Genomic DNA, 16,446 nt, shown 5'->3' on the forward strand with positions numbered 1-16,446 from the left:
ATGAAATTTAAATATTATTTAGGACTTGCAGCGGCCGCACTAACAATGGTTGGTTGTAGCGAGGAATTTTTGGATACCGAACCAACAGAGTTCGTTTCCAGCTCTCAAATTGCTGAATATTCAGAAGCTAATCCCGGCCTTCAGGCTGCGAACGTCTCTGGTATCTATGCAACAATGTATGAAACAGGTACAGGTGGAACAACCGGTCATGACGATTATGGTCAGAAAGGTTACGATTTGTATTCAGATATGCTTTCTTCAGATGTAGTATTAGCCGGTTTAACTTACGGTTGGTATTCTGATATTTCGCGTATGCAGGTAACTCAGGATTATACTATCCAGGATAATTACCAGGTTTGGAGATATTACTATAGAATTGTATTTGCCGCAAATAACGTAATTGATGGTTTAGGTGGTAATGATGCTATGCCAGAATCTGAAGCTGGTAAATTATACCTTGGCCAGGCAAAAGCGATGAGAGCTTATGCATATTTCTATTTGTCTCAATTCTTTGCGGAAGAATATGATCCGGCTCAACCTATTTTGCCAATTTATACCGAGCCTGTAACAGAAGCTAAAGGTTTAAGTACAACTTCAGAAGTTTTTGATTTAATGATTTCAGATTTAAATCAGGCTATTGAATTGCTTGATGGATCTTCTGTTGCAGCACTACAGGAAGTTGATAAAGCAGTTGCTCAGGGATTATTAGCCTATGTATATGGAGCTATGGGTGAGTATGAAGAAGTTCAAACTATTACTGAAGATGTAATTAACACCAGTGGTCATTCTATACTTTCTGCTGAAGAAGTTGTTTATGATATGGAAACCGGAACCGGTGGAGGTGGTTTGAATACGGTAAATAACAATAGCTGGATGTGGGGTGTAGACCTTACAAGTGACCAGGGTCTAAACTTAATTTCCTGGTGGGGTCAATTTGATATTTTCACCTATAGCTATGCATATGTTGGTGATCCTAAATCTATAGATTTGGGTCTTTACAATGCTATCCCTGATAATGACGTTCGTAAGAATCAATTTCAGGTTGTAGACGGTTTTGGTGAAAATCACCCATTGCCAATTAATAAATTCTATGCTACAGGAAGAACATTAGGAGGTCAACGTTATATTGATACCGATTATGTTTATATGAGAATAGAAGAAATGTACCTACTTCACGCTGAAGCGGCTGCAAAGAATGGTGATGAAGAAAGTGCTAAAGATGCACTTACTACATTGCTTTCTGAAAGAATGGATGATGTTTCTTATTTAGATGGTCTTTCTGGTCAAGCTTTAGAAGATGAAGTTTATCTTCAAACCCGTATCGAGCTTTGGGGAGAAGGAAAATCTTACTTAGCTATGAAACGTAATAAAGCAACTATAACCAGAGCTTCTAACCATCTAACAGATGCTGGTGCAGAAATTCCTTATAACGATGATAGGTTAACTTTTGAAATTCCTTTAAGTGAAATTCAAAATAACCCAAATATTAATGAACAATAGTAATTCTTTTGTTCTTATAAAAAGAGGCTGTCTGAAAAGGCAGCCTTTCTTGTTGGATTATTTTGAGGTTTTTATTATTTTCATGTAATGAAAGCTAAAGTTGTATTTAAGACCTATAACCAGTCGCAGTTAAGTCTTTTACCTCCCAGTTATGATGATTTGGTTCCTGTAAATCATCCCGTTAGAATCGTCAATACGATTATTGATCAAATCGACATCGCTGACCTGGAGCGAAGTTACAAAGGAGGTGGTACTTCCAGTTACCATCCTCGGATGCTTCTTAAGGTGATCATCTATGCGTACCTGCGCAATATGTATTCCTCTCGTAAGATAGAACAGGCTCTTCTGGAGAACATTCATTTTATGTGGCTCAGTGGTCAAAGTAAACCTGATCATAATACCATCAATGATTTTAGAGGAAAACGCTTAAAAGGGAAGTTTAAAAATATTTTCAACCAGGTGGTTCTTTTACTGGCTGACCAGGGTGTATTATCTTTAAAGGAACTCTTTGTGGATGGCACTAAGATAGAGGCCAATGCCAATCGCTTTACTTTTGTATGGGGTAAATCTATCAAGAACAGTAAAGAGCGTATTAAGAAACAGCTTCGGGAACTATGGTCTTATGTGGAAAAGGTTTATGACCAGGAACAATTGCTTCCTAATGAGCCTGATTTTGAGGCTATCGATCCGGATGAAGTAGCCAAAACCATTGATGCCATTAATGACGCATTAAAAGATAAGGAGGTCGATAAAAAAGTAAAACAAAAGCTCAACTATGCCAAGAAGAAGTGGCCTGGGAACCTGAAGAAATACCAGGAGCAGGAAGCTATCCTGGGAAAACGCAACAGCTATAGCAAGACCGACCCCGATGCCACTTTTATGCGGATGAAAGATGATTATATGCAGAACGGGCAGTTAAAACCTGGGTATAACCTTCAGGCTTCCACCAACAACCAATTCATTACCAATTATACTTTAGCCCAAACCACCGCCGATACCACTACCTTAAAAGACCACCTGCAAGATCATATAGATTCCTACGATCAAACACCTGAGAGCCTTACCGCAGATGCCAGCTATGGCAGTGAAGAGAATTATACCGATTTAGAAGAAAAAGAAATTACTGCCTATGTGAAATACAATTACTTCCATAAAGAGCAACGCGATAAAAAGCACAGAGAAAACCCATTTCATCCGGACAATCTGTTTTATAATAAAGAAACCGATACGTATTATTGTCCGATGGGCCAGGCGATGAAGAAGGTAAGAAGGTATGAGAGTGAAACCACTACCGGTTTTAAGCAGCAAATCCATCGGTATCAGGCCGCCAACTGCAAGGGATGCCCTTTGCGAGGCAGCTGTCATAAAGCCAAAGGGAACAGGACTCTCGAACGTAATCACAACCTGATTCGCCTCAAGGAAAAGGCCAGGAACCTACTGCTAAGTGAAGAGGGAATAGCACATCGCAAAAGAAGATGCTGGGATGTTGAAGCCGTCTTTGGAAATATCAAGCAAAATATGGGCTTTAAGCGGTTTATGTTGCGGGGAATGGATAAAGTAACTACTGAGATAGGATTAATAGCTATGGCGCACAACTTAAGAAAATTCAGTATCGCATAGCAAGGGGGCGCTGCTTTGCCTTTTTTTATCAGAAAGAAGATTTACAAAAAGAAGAATCGCTTCCTCTTACAAAACATTTATAAAGAAAAAGGGCCATCTAAATACTTTTTAGACGGCCTCTTTTTTATTACCCCTTTTCTTAAGTTCATTAAATCAAAAAAACTAAATTTGCGGAAAGCAGTTTTAATGAAAAAAATTATTCTTTTTCTAATCCTGATGAATCCGGGTTTAATTTTGGCGCAGACCACTTTAGGAGGATCTCCCGATTCGGAAACTGATAAAGACACTATTAAACCCCCAATTTCTGCATATAAAATTATTTCGGTAGCTAACGATACTACCTTCGTGGATACTACACTTACTATAGAAAAAGATTATAAATTCAATTACCGTCGAAAAGATAATTTTGAATTGTTGCCTTTTTCTAATACCGGTCAAACTTATAACCGGTTGGGAGCTGAATTTGATGCAAAAAAATTATATCCTGAATTCGGGGCTCAGGCCAGGCATTATAATTTTTTAGAAATAGAAGATGTTTATTACTATCACGTGCCTACTCCGGTAACAGAGGCCTATTTTAAAACTGTCCCAGAACAGGGCCAGCAATTAGACGTTTTGTTTACTATTAATACTTCAGAGAGATTAAATTTTTCTGTAGCCTATAAAGGTGTGCGCGCATTAGGTAGGTATCAAAATGCACTTACAAGTACAGGGATATTTCGGTTTGGCTTAACTTATAAAACCCTGGATAGGAAATATCAGTTAAGAACGCACTTTGTTTCTCACGATTTAATGAATCAGGAAAACGGCGGACTTTCAGATTTAGCGGTTCAGCAATATATTGATAAAGAAGAGGAGTTCGAAGATCGTTCCTTACTGGCAATGAATTTCGAAAATGCTGAAAGTACTTTATACGGAAAACGTTTTTACCTGGATCATTTTTATCACCTTACCAGGCCAGATACACTTTCGTCTAATGCATTAAAGGTTGGTCATATTTTTAATCATGATTATAAGAAATTCGATTTTCTTCAAGACAATGCAGTAAACGATATTTTTGGTCCTTCTTTTCAACGAAGTAATTTAAGGGACCGGGTGCGTTTAACCGAATTTTATAATGAAGCTTATGTACAATGGTCCAATAAAACCTTGGGAGAAGTAAAAGCTAAAGCCGCCGTTAAGAATTTTGAATACGGTTATAAAACATTCTATATAAGGGAAAGCGATACAATTAATAATAAACTTACGGGATCAAATTATGCAATAGGGGGAGAATATAGAAAGAAAATAGGTGGTTTTGATATAAAGGCAGATGCCATGCTTAACCTTGCCGGTGATTTTACGGGGAGCTATTTGTCGGCACACGCTGGTTATAGTTTAGATGAAGAAAATAGGTTAGAGTTTGGGGTTAATCAAAATAGCCATATGCCCAATTATAATTTCCTATTGTATCAGAGTAACTATATTAATTACAATTGGCAGAATGAATTTGATAATGTAAATACGCAAAGTATTTATGGAAAATTACGTTCTGAAAAGTTGTTGAATATTGAAGGTAGATTAACGCAAATTCAAAACTATACCTATTTTACTGAAGGAGAAGATTCCTTAGTAAAGCCATTCCAGGCAGGAGACCAGGTGCGTTATTTAAAGCTAAAAGCAAGTAAAGATTTTGATTTTGGCCTTTTTGCCATAGATAATACTTTAATGTATCAAAATGTTCTAGATGGCAAGTCGGTGCTAAATCTTCCTGAATTCGTTACCCGAAATTCTATTTATTACAAAGATGAATGGTTTGACAAAGCCCTCTATCTCCAAACAGGATTTATTTTTAAATACTTTACTAATTATAATATGAATGCCTACGATCCTGTTCTAGCCGAATTCTATGTGCAGAATTCAGCCGAATTTGGAAATTATCCCGTGGTAGATTTCTTTTTTAATGGAAAAGTTGATCAGACTCGAATATTTTTTAAGCTGGAAAATATTAATTCTTTATTAGATACCAATAACAACTTTGTAGCGCCGCGCTATCCCTATAGGGACTTTTTACTTCGATTTGGTGTTGTTTGGAACTTTTTTCTTTAATTTTTTTCTTCGGAGGCAATTCTCATTTGAATGTTTTTTAACCAATTGTTTGCTTAATTAGAAGGGATGGTGCGTGTGAAGCATGACATTTATGAGAATAAACTAACTTCAACTGAAATTTCCTTAAAAATATCTAAAACTGAATAAAGTCTTGTGCATTTAAAAAACAGCAGTATATTTGCACCCGCTTTGGGACACAACGAGGGTTGGGAAGTAAAGTGGGAAGTTCATTACATATTGGGATACGGTGATTTTTTAAGGAAATAAAAGCTTAAAAAAATAAAAGTAAAAAAACTTATTTTTTTACTTGCCAGAATCAAAAGAGGGTGTATATTTGCAGCCGCAAAAACAGCGAAGGTTTTTAAAGAAAACGGGAGTTGTTTTTAAAGTTCTTTTGAGAATGGAAAGCTTTAAAAAAAAGTCAAAAATTTTTCTAAAAAAGATTTGGCGGGTAAAGAAAAAGCATTGTATATTTGCAGCCGCTTACAGCGGAAACAAGTTCCCAAAAATACTGAAAAGAAATCCCGGGTGGGTGAGATAGAGAGAGGTTCGAGTCCTTTAATTTCGACAAGAATATCCCGAGTAAAATTGGGGAAGTTCATTGATTTATTGAATTGACAGCGCGTACATTTTTCGAGAGAGAAATGATACAAATAATTTAGAATTAAGACTAGAGAAGTCATCTTTGAGTACAGACGATTTGATTGTTGTAATTATATTTAAGAAACAACGATGAAGAGTTTGATCCTGGCTCAGGATGAACGCTAGCGGCAGGCCTAACACATGCAAGTCGAGGGGTAACAGGGAAGAGCTTGCTCTTTCGCTGACGACCGGCGCACGGGTGCGTAACGCGTATACAACCTACCTTTTGGAGGGGAATAGCCCAGGGAAACTTGGATTAATGCCCCATAGTATGGGAATATCTCCTGATATTTTCATTAAACATTTATGGCCATTAGATGGGTATGCGTCCTATTAGTTAGTTGGTAAGGTAACGGCTTACCAAGGCAGCGATAGGTAGGGGTCCTGAGAGGGAGATCCCCCACACTGGTACTGAGACACGGACCAGACTCCTACGGGAGGCAGCAGTGAGGAATATTGGACAATGGGCGAGAGCCTGATCCAGCCATGCCGCGTGCAGGAAGACTGCCCTATGGGTTGTAAACTGCTTTTACAGAGGAAGAACCACTCCCACGTGTGGGAGTTTGACGGTACTCTGCGAATAAGGATCGGCTAACTCCGTGCCAGCAGCCGCGGTAATACGGAGGATCCAAGCGTTATCCGGAATCATTGGGTTTAAAGGGTCCGTAGGCGGGCAGTTAAGTCAGTGGTGAAAGTCTTCCGCTCAACGGGAGAACTGCCATTGATACTGATTGTCTTGAGTTATTATGAAGTGGTTAGAATGAGTAGTGTAGCGGTGAAATGCATAGATATTACTCAGAATACCGATTGCGAAGGCAGATCACTAATAATATACTGACGCTGATGGACGAAAGCGTAGGTAGCGAACAGGATTAGATACCCTGGTAGTCTACGCCGTAAACGATGGTTACTAGCTGTTCGGCCCGATTAAGGGCTGAGTGGTTAAGCGAAAGTGATAAGTAACCCACCTGGGGAGTACGTTCGCAAGAATGAAACTCAAAGGAATTGACGGGGGCCCGCACAAGCGGTGGAGCATGTGGTTTAATTCGATGATACGCGAGGAACCTTACCAGGGCTTAAATGTAGTCTGACAGGGCTGGAAACAGCTTTTTCTTCGGACAGATTACAAGGTGCTGCATGGTTGTCGTCAGCTCGTGCCGTGAGGTGTCAGGTTAAGTCCTATAACGAGCGCAACCCCTGTGGTTAGTTGCCAGCGAGTAATGTCGGGAACTCTAGCCAGACTGCCGGTGCAAACCGTGAGGAAGGTGGGGATGACGTCAAATCATCACGGCCCTTACGTCCTGGGCCACACACGTGCTACAATGGTAGGGACAGAGAGCAGCCACTTCGCGAGAAGGAGCGAATCTACAAACCCTATCACAGTTCGGATCGCAGTCTGCAACTCGACTGCGTGAAGCTGGAATCGCTAGTAATCGCATATCAGCCATGATGCGGTGAATACGTTCCCGGGCCTTGTACACACCGCCCGTCAAGCCATGGAAGCCGGGGGTACCTGAAGTCGGTCACCGCAAGGAGCCGCCTAGGGTAAAACTGGTAACTGGGGCTAAGTCGTAACAAGGTAGCCGTACCGGAAGGTGCGGCTGGAACACCTCCTTTCTAGAGCAATGCACTTTAAGTGCAACGCGCAATAATCAAAAGGGAAGTTCTTAAAGACCTTTTTTGGTCTTGATTCTAAGCTGTCGATTTAATATTTAAAGAATAAAGGACAGTCTCATAGCTCAGCTGGTTAGAGCGCTACACTGATAATGTAGAGGTCGGCAGTTCGAGTCTGCCTGAGACTACGACGCGCTAAAGCGCAGTTCAAAGTTAAAGGTTCATAGTTCAAAGTAATTTGAATTTGAGACAACAACGTTCATTACAAATTGAAAGGAAATTTTAGAAGTTGGGTAACCCAGTTTGCAGTAAGCAGGAGCAGTTAGCAGTAATAAAGACTGCCATACTGAATACTGAGACTGCCGACTAACAAATGGGGGATTAGCTCAGCTGGCTAGAGCGCCTGCCTTGCACGCAGGAGGTCATCGGTTCGACTCCGATATTCTCCACGATTCCTTAAGATCTAGGGGAGATAGGTAATACAAACATCAGGAAACGCGTAAGCATATTCGTTTGTTTGCCATTGATTTTAGGTTGCTTAAGAGGGAAAAAGTTCATTGACATATTGAGAAACAAAGAATACGAGAAAACTACAGTTATAGAAGTTTACTTTTATAACGAGGTAAATTAATTAAATTAATAGAATATATTGTGATTTAAGGTCACGAGAAATTCGAGCATAAGCAAGAAGCATACAAGCTAGATAAGGGCGTATGGGGAATGCCTAGGCTCTCAGAGGCGAAGAAGGACGTGATAAGCTGCGAAAAGCTGCGGGGATTGGCACATACAAGTTGATCCGCAGATATCCGAATGGGGCAACCCGGTATACTGAAGGTATATCATCCGCAAGGAGGCAAACCCGGAGAACTGAAACATCTAAGTACCCGGAGGAAGAGAAAACAATAGTGATTGCGCTAGTAGCGGCGAGCGAACGCGCATTAGCCCAAACCATAAGGTTTACGGACCTTATGGGGTTGTAGGACCACAACATTTGTTGCAAACAGAATTAGAACAGGTTGGAAAGCCTGGCCATAGACGGTGACAGCCCGGTATAGGTAAAGAATGTAATGATAGTGGTATCCTGAGTAGTGCGGGGCACGAGAAACCCTGTATGAATCCGGCGGGACCATCCGCCAAGGCTAAATACTCCTGAGAGACCGATAGTGAACCAGTACCGTGAGGGAAAGGTGAAAAGAACCCTGAACAAGGGAGTGAAATAGATCCTGAAACCATACGCTTACAAGCGGTCGGAGCCCTTCGGGGTGACGGCGTGCCTTTTGCATAATGAGCCTACGAGTTACCGTTTCCAGCAAGGTTAAGCAGTTCAGCTGTGGAGCCGTAGCGAAAGCGAGTCTTAATAGGGCGCTTTAAGTTGGTAATGGTAGACGCGAAACCGTGTGATCTACCCTTGGGCAGGTTGAAGCTGTGGTAACACATAGTGGAGGACCGAACCCGTTGACGTTGAAAAGTCTTGGGATGACCTGAGGGTAGGGGTGAAAGGCCAATCAAACTCGGAAATAGCTCGTACTCCCCGAAATGCATTTAGGTGCAGCGGTATAATAGTTTTATAGAGGTAGAGCTACTGATTGGATGCGGGGGCTTCACCGCCTACCAATTCCTGACAAACTCCGAATGCTATAAAATGTTTTATATCAGTGAGGGCATGGGTGCTAAGGTCCGTGTCCGAGAGGGAAAGAACCCAGACCATCAGCTAAGGTCCCCAAATATATGTTAAGTTGAAGAAACGCGGTTGGACTGCCCAGACAGCTAGGATGTTGGCTTGGAAGCAGCCATTCATTTAAAGAGTGCGTAACAGCTCACTAGTCGAGCGGTCCGGCATGGATAATAATCGGGCATAAACATATTACCGAAGCTATGGATTTCATATTTAGATATGGAGTGGTAGGGGAGCATTGTAACAGAGATGAAGGTGTACTGCGAGGTATGCTGGATTGGTTACAAAAGAAAATGTAGGCATAAGTAACGATAATGCAGGCGAGAAACCTGCACACCGAAAGACTAAGGTTTCCCCAGCTATGCTAATCAGCTGGGGGTTAGTCGGGACCTAAGGCGAACCCGAAAGGGGTAGTCGATGGACAACAGATTAATATTTCTGTACTTGCCCCACGTTAAAGCGGACGGAGGCGAACAGTTGGTGCGTGCTGACGGAATAGCACGTTGAAGGGAGTGGTAACACCCCGATAGTACACAAAAGCTTCGGCCGGCGTGATAATCCAGCGAATCGACTTCCAAGAAAAGCGAGTGGTGGCAACCCGTACCGTAAACCGACACAGGTAGTTGGGATGAGAATTCTAAGGTGCTCGAGAGATTCATGGCTAAGGAACTAGGCAAAATGGGCCCGTAACTTCGGGAGAAGGGTCGCCCCGCTTCGGCGGGGCCGCAGTGAAGAGGTCCAGGCGACTGTTTATCAAAAACACAGGGCTCTGCTAAATCGAAAGATGATGTATAGGGCCTGACACCTGCCCGGTGCTGGAAGGTTAAGAGGAGATGTTAGCTTCGGCGAAGCATTGAATTGAAGCCCCAGTAAACGGCGGCCGTAACTATAACGGTCCTAAGGTAGCGAAATTCCTTGTCGGGTAAGTTCCGACCTGCACGAATGGTGCAACGATCTGGACACTGTCTCAGCCATGAGCTCGGTGAAATTGTAGTATCGGTGAAGATGCCGATTACCCGCTACGGGACGAAAAGACCCCGTGCACCTTTACTATAGCTTAGTATTGACTTTGGACAAGTGATGTGTAGGATAGGTGGGAGACTTTGAAGCGCCGTCGCCAGGCGGTGTGGAGTCATTGTTGAAATACCACCCTTTACTTGTTCGGAGCCTAACCTCATTAGATGAGGGACAGTGCTTGGTGGGTAGTTTGACTGGGGTGGTCGCCTCCAAAAGAGTAACGGAGGCTTCTAAAGGTTCCCTCAGCACGCTTGGTAACCGTGCGTAGAGTGCAATGGCAAAAGGGAGCTTGACTGAGAGACATACAGGTCGATCAGGTACGAAAGTAGAGCATAGTGATCCGGTGACACCGCATGGAAGGGTCATCGCTCAAAGGATAAAAGGTACGCCGGGGATAACAGGCTGATCTCCCCCAAGAGCTCACATCGACGGGGGGGTTTGGCACCTCGATGTCGGCTCGTCACATCCTGGGGCTGGAGAAGGTCCCAAGGGTTGGGCTGTTCGCCCATTAAAGTGGCACGCGAGCTGGGTTCAGAACGTCGTGAGACAGTTCGGTCTCTATCTGTAGTGGGCGTTAGAAATTTGAGTGGACCTGATCCTAGTACGAGAGGACCGGATTGGACCAACCTCTGGTGCACCAGTTGTTCCGCCAGGAGCATTGCTGGGTAGCTACGTTGGGAAGGGATAAGCGCTGAAAGCATATAAGCGCGAAACCCACCACAAGATGAGATTTCTTTAAAGGACCGTGGGAGACGACCACGTTGATAGGCCATAGGTGTAAAGGCAGCAATGTCATAGCCGAGTGGTACTAATAATCCGTAAAGCTTGATGCGACGCTTCCTATCCTGCAAGGGATGGGAAGCACTTGAATGCTTTTACCGCAGTACTTTCTTTATTCTTTGTTTCTTATATATGTCAACTTATTAGGTATGACATCTAGTAGGGATCAGAGGGCAACTGCCCACTGGTTACTGAACACTGCATACTAAAGACTTAAGGTGGTTATGGCAACGGGGCTCACCTCTTCCCATTCCGAACAGAGAAGTTAAGCCCGTTAGCGCAGATGGTACTGCTATTTGTGGGAGAGTATGTCACCGCCTTTTTTTAGAAGACCCTTACATTAAGTTGTAAGGGTCTTTTTTTGTTTTAATAAGTTTGGTCCGGTAATATCTTTAGGCTCTAAAGAAACCTTTGCTTTATAAGAATTTACTACCTTATTTAAATTTCTCTATTAATACTCAATACCGGAATATCGTAATTATTAATTATCTCTTCAGTAATACTCGGGCTAAAAATAGTGTCCAGGCCAGAACGTTGATGGGTTATGCTTGTAAAAAGATCTGGTTTTATCTTGTTTATAGCCATTCCTATTCCGCGGGCTTCATTATTAGCACTTAGAGATTGTGTCTTTATATTTTTAACGCCACAATTCTTTAAAAAGTTGCTCATTAAATTCTCTATCTCTTCATATTCTTTGAAATTATAAGGTGTATTTATATAAATCAGATTTTTCTCTGTATTTAAATTCCCAAGGATTTTGAAAATATGCTGAAAGGCAGATTGTGACTCTTCTTTTAAATCGGTAGCGATTAGTATTTTCTTCAGTTTTGAAATATTAAACTTGTACTTAATCGCCAATACGGGAACTTTAGATTGGCGAATAAGTTTTTGAGTATTTGAACCTAATATTTTTTCAAAACCTTTAGTACCGTGCGTACCCATAATTACTAATTCATAGTTTGCAGGATTAACGTAATTATTCAGTTCTTCCATACCGGTATTGAAGATTAGAGTATGCTCTGCTTCTACGTGTTTATCCTCTGCTTTTTTCTCTAAACTTTTTAATTGTTCCTTTGCGTTATTAATTTTCGCCTTGGATTCTGGATATTTATCTTCGTCCTGCTTGTTTAATTTAGACCAATCTACCGGCGTTTGAATATTATGAAGAAATTTTATTGGAAGGTCTAGCAACTTAGCCAATTCAATTCCAAATTCTGATGCATTTCTTGAAGATTCAGAGAAGTCTGTGGGTATGAGTATGTATTTCATGACGCTAAATATTTACCTATAAAGTTATAAAGCTTTATGGCTATATAAAATGATAAAGATCAGGTTTATTCCATAGGAAATTCTGTAGAAAAAATTATTCTGTTATTTTTGAATTCTTATGAAAGTAGACAATTTAGAACAGGGATTTTTCGGCATAGGAATTCAAAATGGTAAAACTCCCGAAAACCTGGGCGTTCTATGGCGCTCGGCCCAAAATATGGGAGCCAGTTATATTTTTACTATTGGGAATCGTTATGCGAAACAGGCTTGTGATACTCATAAAGCAGTGGGTGCAATGCCATATTTCCATTATAAAACTTTTGAAGATTTTTATTCAAATTTACCTAAAGGTGCTATGTTGGTAGGTGTTGAACTTACAAAAGATGCAGAGCCTCTTGAAACTTTTAACCATCCCAGGCGTTGTGTTTATTTACTGGGAGCCGAAGATCATGGTCTTTCTAACCAGGCTATAGAAAAATCCCATTTTTTAGTGAAGTTTAAGTCTAGCTTAAGTTTAAATGTTTCGGTAGCAGGAAGCATTATCATGTACGATCGTAATAGTAAACTTTTTTAAACCTGTGTCTACAAAAAAAAACCTGGTATTGAGATTATTTCTTCGGTTTAAGACATTTGATTTTTCAGATTTAATATTCCTTTATTTTTATTTTTTGTTTGAGTCTTATATAACCGAATTTTGAGGATTTTTTAAACAGTTTGGTTAAATTAGCGGCAATTACAATAAAACTTAAAAGAATGAGATATTTATCCAGAGCTTTGCTTGGCCTTGCCGTAGCAGGAATGTTTAGTACCGGCGCTAAAGCCCAGGAGGTTGTAGGAAACAACCAGGGAGATTTTAATGAATTTATGGACCGTAGTGGTAATATGTACCGCGCTGCTTCAGGAAGACCGGGCCCCGAATACTGGCAGAATGAAACCGATTATGATATAGATGTCACTCTAAATGACGAAGAACATACCATTAAAGGGAAAATCACATTAACCTATACCAATAACAGTCCGCATGAATTAGACTTCATCTGGATGCATTTAGAGCAAAACCGCTTTACCGAAGATTCTCGTGGTACACTAACTACCCCAATTCAGGGCAATCGTTATAACGGAGATATTGACGGGGGCTATACTATCTCAAATTTAGAAGCCAAAGTAAAAAGAAGTTCATCTTCAAATTACTTAATAAACGATACCAGAATGCAGGTATTTTTTGAAGATCCTATTCCTGCAAATGGTGGAAAAGCCACCGTCTCTATGAATTTTGAGTATAAAATACCAGTAGAAGGAATGGACCGTATGGGAAGACTGGATGTGGAAGACGGGACTATTTACGCTCTCGCACAATGGTTTCCTAAAGCGGCGGTTTATGATGATGTGGAAGGATGGAATATAGAACCCTATCTTGGTGCAGGTGAGTTTTACTTAGATTATGGCGATTACGATTATAAAATTACTGCCCCGGCCAGCCATATTGTGGTAGCTTCGGGTGAATTACAGAACCCCAGGCAGGTATTGTCTTCTACCGTAAGAGATAGAATGGAAAGGGCTAAAGAAAGTGATTCTACGGTTTATTTAATTAAACCTGAAGAAGTAAATGATATGTCGTTACGCGCTAAACAGGAAGGTACGCTAACCTGGCATTTTAAAATGGAAAACACCCGTGATGTAGCTTTTGGTTCTTCAAAAGCATTTATCTGGGATGCGGCTAAAATAGATTTGCCTAGCGGGAAAAAAGCAATGGCGCAATCGGCTTACCCAAAAGAGAGTGATGGGCAGCATGCCTGGAGCCGTTCTACTGAATATTCTAAAGCTTCGGTTGAACATTATTCTGAAAAATGGTTTGAATATCCTTATCCGGTGGCTGTGAATGTTGCTGCTGATATAGGCGGAATGGAATATCCCGGACTTAACTTTTGCGGTTGGAAGAGTGAAGGTGCTTCGCTTTGGGGCGTTACAGACCACGAATTTGGTCATAACTGGTTCCCGATGATCGTTGGTTCTAACGAAAGAAGATACGCCTGGATGGACGAAGGGTTTAATACTTTTATTAATTATTACAGTACCTTAGATTTTAACAATGGCGAATATCCTGCGAGATTAAATAAAACCAGGAATATGACAGGCTGGTTTACCAGTGAACAAAGAGAAGGAATCGATACTTATCCAGATGTTTCTAACTTAAGAAACCTGGGAATGATCGCTTACTACAAGCCCGCAATTGGCTTATTATTACTTAGAGAGTATATCTTAGGAGAAGAGCGTTTTGATAATGCTTTTAAATCTTACATTGAAACCTGGGCATACAAACACCCTCAGCCAGCCGATTTCTTTAATCATATGGAGAATGTTTCAGGAGAAAACCTTTCCTGGTTCTTTCAAAAATGGTTTTACGGTACAGGTAATATAGATTTAGGTTTAGATGGAGTGAGACAATATGAAGGTAATTACGTTATTTCTTTAACTAATAAGGGTGAAATCCCAATGCCGGTTAAAATGGAAATTACTTACGAAGATGGTTCTTCAGAAAATGTAACTCTTCCGGTAGAGATTTGGCAGCGTGGGGATTCATGGAATTATCTACACCGCACCGATAAATCTATTGAAAATGTAGAGTTAGATCCTAATAAAATTTTACCAGATGTAAACTCTGGCAACGATGCCTGGCCAAATTCTTTTTACCAGGATTAAAAGCTAAAAATCTTAAAATGAAAAGCCGTTTAAATTTTATTTAAATGGCTTTTTTATTCTTTAGAAATACTTCTGAAAAAGGTAAAGGTGGTTTTTTCTCTACTTTCATCTAAAAAGTTCTTTTTCTTTAATCATTTTTGTAGTGCTTTCCGGCAGCATATCTTCCCATTCGGTTTTCCCTTCTCTAATCATTTGATGTACTTTCCTGGAGTGAATATCCAGGGTTTTAGGATCGTAATCTTTAATGTCTACAACGCGGCCATTATCTTTAAAGTATTGATAAAGCTCCTGCATCCTTGGATGGACCTTTAGGTTTTCACTGGTAATAATCTCTCCGGTTTCCTGGTCTTTAAGCGGATATAGATATATTTTTAAACTTTTAAAGAATAATTTCCCAAAGGCTTCAAGAATTCCGCCGCTTAAATGGCGGTAATATCTTTCGTCAAAAATGTCCTGAAGTGTACTTACACCCATGGTAAGGCCCATTCTTTCTTTTGTATGTTGGCCAAAATACTCTACCACCTTGTAATATTCCTGGAAATTAGAAATCATTACCGTTTGGCCTAAAGAACCCAGTAAATCGGCACGATCCAGGAAATCCTGCTCGTCTATTTCTCCTTCACCTTTTAAATTAGAAAGTGTAATTTCAAAAATAACTACCGTTTTATCCTTATCAACTTTTCTTTCATTCAGGAAAAGTTCTAGCGATTTTTCATACATCGCCATATTTACTTTAGTAACCGGTCTAAAACTTCCGCGTAGCGTTAAAATATTCTTTTTATAAAGTAAACTGGCCGGTAAAATATTGTTGCCATCGGGAGCGAACATAATGGCTTCTGTAATGCCTTTTTTAACCAATTCCAGGCTCATTAATCTATTATCTACGTCTTTAAAAACAGGGCCAGTGAAATTAATAGCATCAATTTCAATCTTGTCGGTGGTTAGATGATCAAATAAATGATTGAGTAGTTTTTTAGGATTATCGTAGTGATAAAAAGCGCCGTGAATAAGATTCACGCCCATTATCCCCAGGCTAATTTGCTGGTGCGAAGCATTGTTTTCGTGAAACTGCACATGCAGAACAATTTCGCTATAATCTTCTCCCGGTTTTGTTTGAAATCTTACTCCAAGCCAACCGTGGCCTTTATATTTCTTTGCCCAGTCTATGGTTGCTACGGTATTGGCATAGCTAAAAAATAATTTATTAGGATGTTTTAGACGGGATATACGCTCTTCAATAAGTCCCGTTTCGTAGCGCATCATACTCGTTAACCTATCCTCTGTCACATAGCGGCCGTCATCTTCAATCCCGTAAATAGCATCGCTAAAATCTTTATCGTAGGCACTTAGGGTTTTTGCAACAGTTCCGGAAGCATTCCCTGCCCGAAAGAAATGCCGCACGGTTTCCTGCCCGGCACCAATTTCAGCAAAAGTTCCGTAGATATTTTCATTTAGATTAAGGCGCATTGCCTTGTTCTGCACAGAAGTTATTTCTTCGAACTTCTTTTCTCCTTCAGCAATTATAGACATCGTGTGTATTT

General features: G+C 40.6%; 7 protein-coding genes, 2 tRNA genes and 3 rRNA genes. 10 read left to right on the forward strand and 2 right to left on the reverse strand.

The window, feature by feature from the left end; translation table 11 throughout:
* The 8 genes from AO058_RS07465 to rrf all read left to right on the forward strand — a co-directional run bounded on the left by AO058_RS07465 (window position 1) and on the right by rrf (window position 11,259).
* Window positions 1–1,500, forward strand: a complete 1,500-nt coding sequence (locus AO058_RS07465; RefSeq protein ID WP_232228899.1) for a RagB/SusD family nutrient uptake outer membrane protein — start codon at window positions 1–3, stop codon at window positions 1,498–1,500.
* Window positions 1,501–1,587: 87 nt separating this feature from the next.
* On the forward strand, window positions 1,588–3,120 hold the full coding sequence (locus AO058_RS07470; protein ID WP_075325879.1) for an IS1182 family transposase: 1,533 nt from the start codon (window positions 1,588–1,590) through the stop codon (window positions 3,118–3,120).
* Window positions 3,121–3,306: 186 nt separating this feature from the next.
* Complete coding sequence (locus tag AO058_RS07475; RefSeq protein WP_075327911.1) at window positions 3,307–5,208, forward strand: putative porin; 1,902 nt, start codon at window positions 3,307–3,309, stop codon at window positions 5,206–5,208.
* Between the two features lie 729 nt (window positions 5,209–5,937).
* Window positions 5,938–7,467, forward strand: a 16S ribosomal RNA gene (locus AO058_RS07485).
* 111 nt (window positions 7,468–7,578) lie between these two features.
* Window positions 7,579–7,652, forward strand: a tRNA-Ile gene (locus tag AO058_RS07490).
* Between the two features lie 187 nt (window positions 7,653–7,839).
* Window positions 7,840–7,913 (forward strand) — tRNA-Ala (locus tag AO058_RS07495).
* A 243-nt stretch (window positions 7,914–8,156) separates the two neighbouring features.
* Window positions 8,157–10,988: ribosomal RNA gene (locus AO058_RS07500) — 23S ribosomal RNA — on the forward strand.
* 162 nt (window positions 10,989–11,150) lie between these two features.
* Window positions 11,151–11,259: ribosomal RNA gene (gene rrf / locus AO058_RS07505) — 5S ribosomal RNA — on the forward strand.
* Together the 16S, 23S and 5S rRNA genes with 2 tRNA genes alongside form the textbook arrangement of a ribosomal RNA operon.
* A gap of 115 nt (window positions 11,260–11,374) precedes the next feature.
* On the opposite strand, the gene AO058_RS07510 is transcribed toward rrf, so the two are convergent.
* Window positions 11,375–12,205 carry a universal stress protein gene (locus tag AO058_RS07510; protein ID WP_075325881.1) on the reverse strand — a complete coding sequence of 277 codons (831 nt, stop codon included), beginning with the start codon at window positions 12,203–12,205 and terminating at the stop codon, window positions 11,375–11,377.
* Window positions 12,206–12,323: 118 nt separating this feature from the next.
* On the opposite strand from AO058_RS07510, the gene AO058_RS07515 reads away from it, so the two are divergent.
* Together AO058_RS07515 and AO058_RS07520 are read left to right on the forward strand one after the other, a co-directional pair.
* Window positions 12,324–12,779 (forward strand): RNA methyltransferase, encoded by a 456-nt coding sequence (locus AO058_RS07515; RefSeq protein ID WP_075325882.1) that lies wholly within the window; start codon window positions 12,324–12,326, stop codon window positions 12,777–12,779.
* A 179-nt stretch (window positions 12,780–12,958) separates the two neighbouring features.
* A complete protein-coding gene (locus AO058_RS07520; RefSeq protein ID WP_075327912.1) occupies window positions 12,959–14,905 on the forward strand; it encodes a M1 family metallopeptidase in 1,947 nt (648 codons plus the stop codon).
* Window positions 14,906–15,010: 105 nt separating this feature from the next.
* On the opposite strand, the gene AO058_RS07525 is transcribed toward AO058_RS07520, so the two are convergent.
* Window positions 15,011–16,435 (reverse strand): nicotinate-nucleotide adenylyltransferase, encoded by a 1,425-nt coding sequence (locus AO058_RS07525; protein ID WP_075325883.1) that lies wholly within the window; start codon window positions 16,433–16,435, stop codon window positions 15,011–15,013.
* Window positions 16,436–16,446 lie beyond the last annotated feature (11 nt).

This window comes from Salegentibacter sp. T436 (assembly GCF_001932675.1).
GTDB classification, from domain to species: domain Bacteria; phylum Bacteroidota; class Bacteroidia; order Flavobacteriales; family Flavobacteriaceae; genus Salegentibacter; species Salegentibacter agarivorans.

Excerpts from the sequence above, each read along its gene's own strand:
- AO058_RS07465 (WP_232228899.1), top strand. The coding sequence starts at position 1 with ATGAAATTTAAATATTATTTAGGACTTGCAGCGGCCGCACTAACAATG.
- AO058_RS07470 (WP_075325879.1), top strand. The coding sequence starts at position 1,588 with ATGAAAGCTAAAGTTGTATTTAAGACCTATAACCAGTCGCAGTTAAGT.
- AO058_RS07475 (WP_075327911.1), top strand. The coding sequence starts at position 3,307 with ATGAAAAAAATTATTCTTTTTCTAATCCTGATGAATCCGGGTTTAATT.
- AO058_RS07510 (WP_075325881.1), bottom strand. The coding sequence starts at position 12,205 with ATGAAATACATACTCATACCCACAGACTTCTCTGAATCTTCAAGAAAT.
- AO058_RS07515 (WP_075325882.1), top strand. The coding sequence starts at position 12,324 with ATGAAAGTAGACAATTTAGAACAGGGATTTTTCGGCATAGGAATTCAA.
- AO058_RS07520 (WP_075327912.1), top strand. The coding sequence starts at position 12,959 with ATGAGATATTTATCCAGAGCTTTGCTTGGCCTTGCCGTAGCAGGAATG.
- AO058_RS07525 (WP_075325883.1), bottom strand. The coding sequence starts at position 16,435 with ATGTCTATAATTGCTGAAGGAGAAAAGAAGTTCGAAGAAATAACTTCT.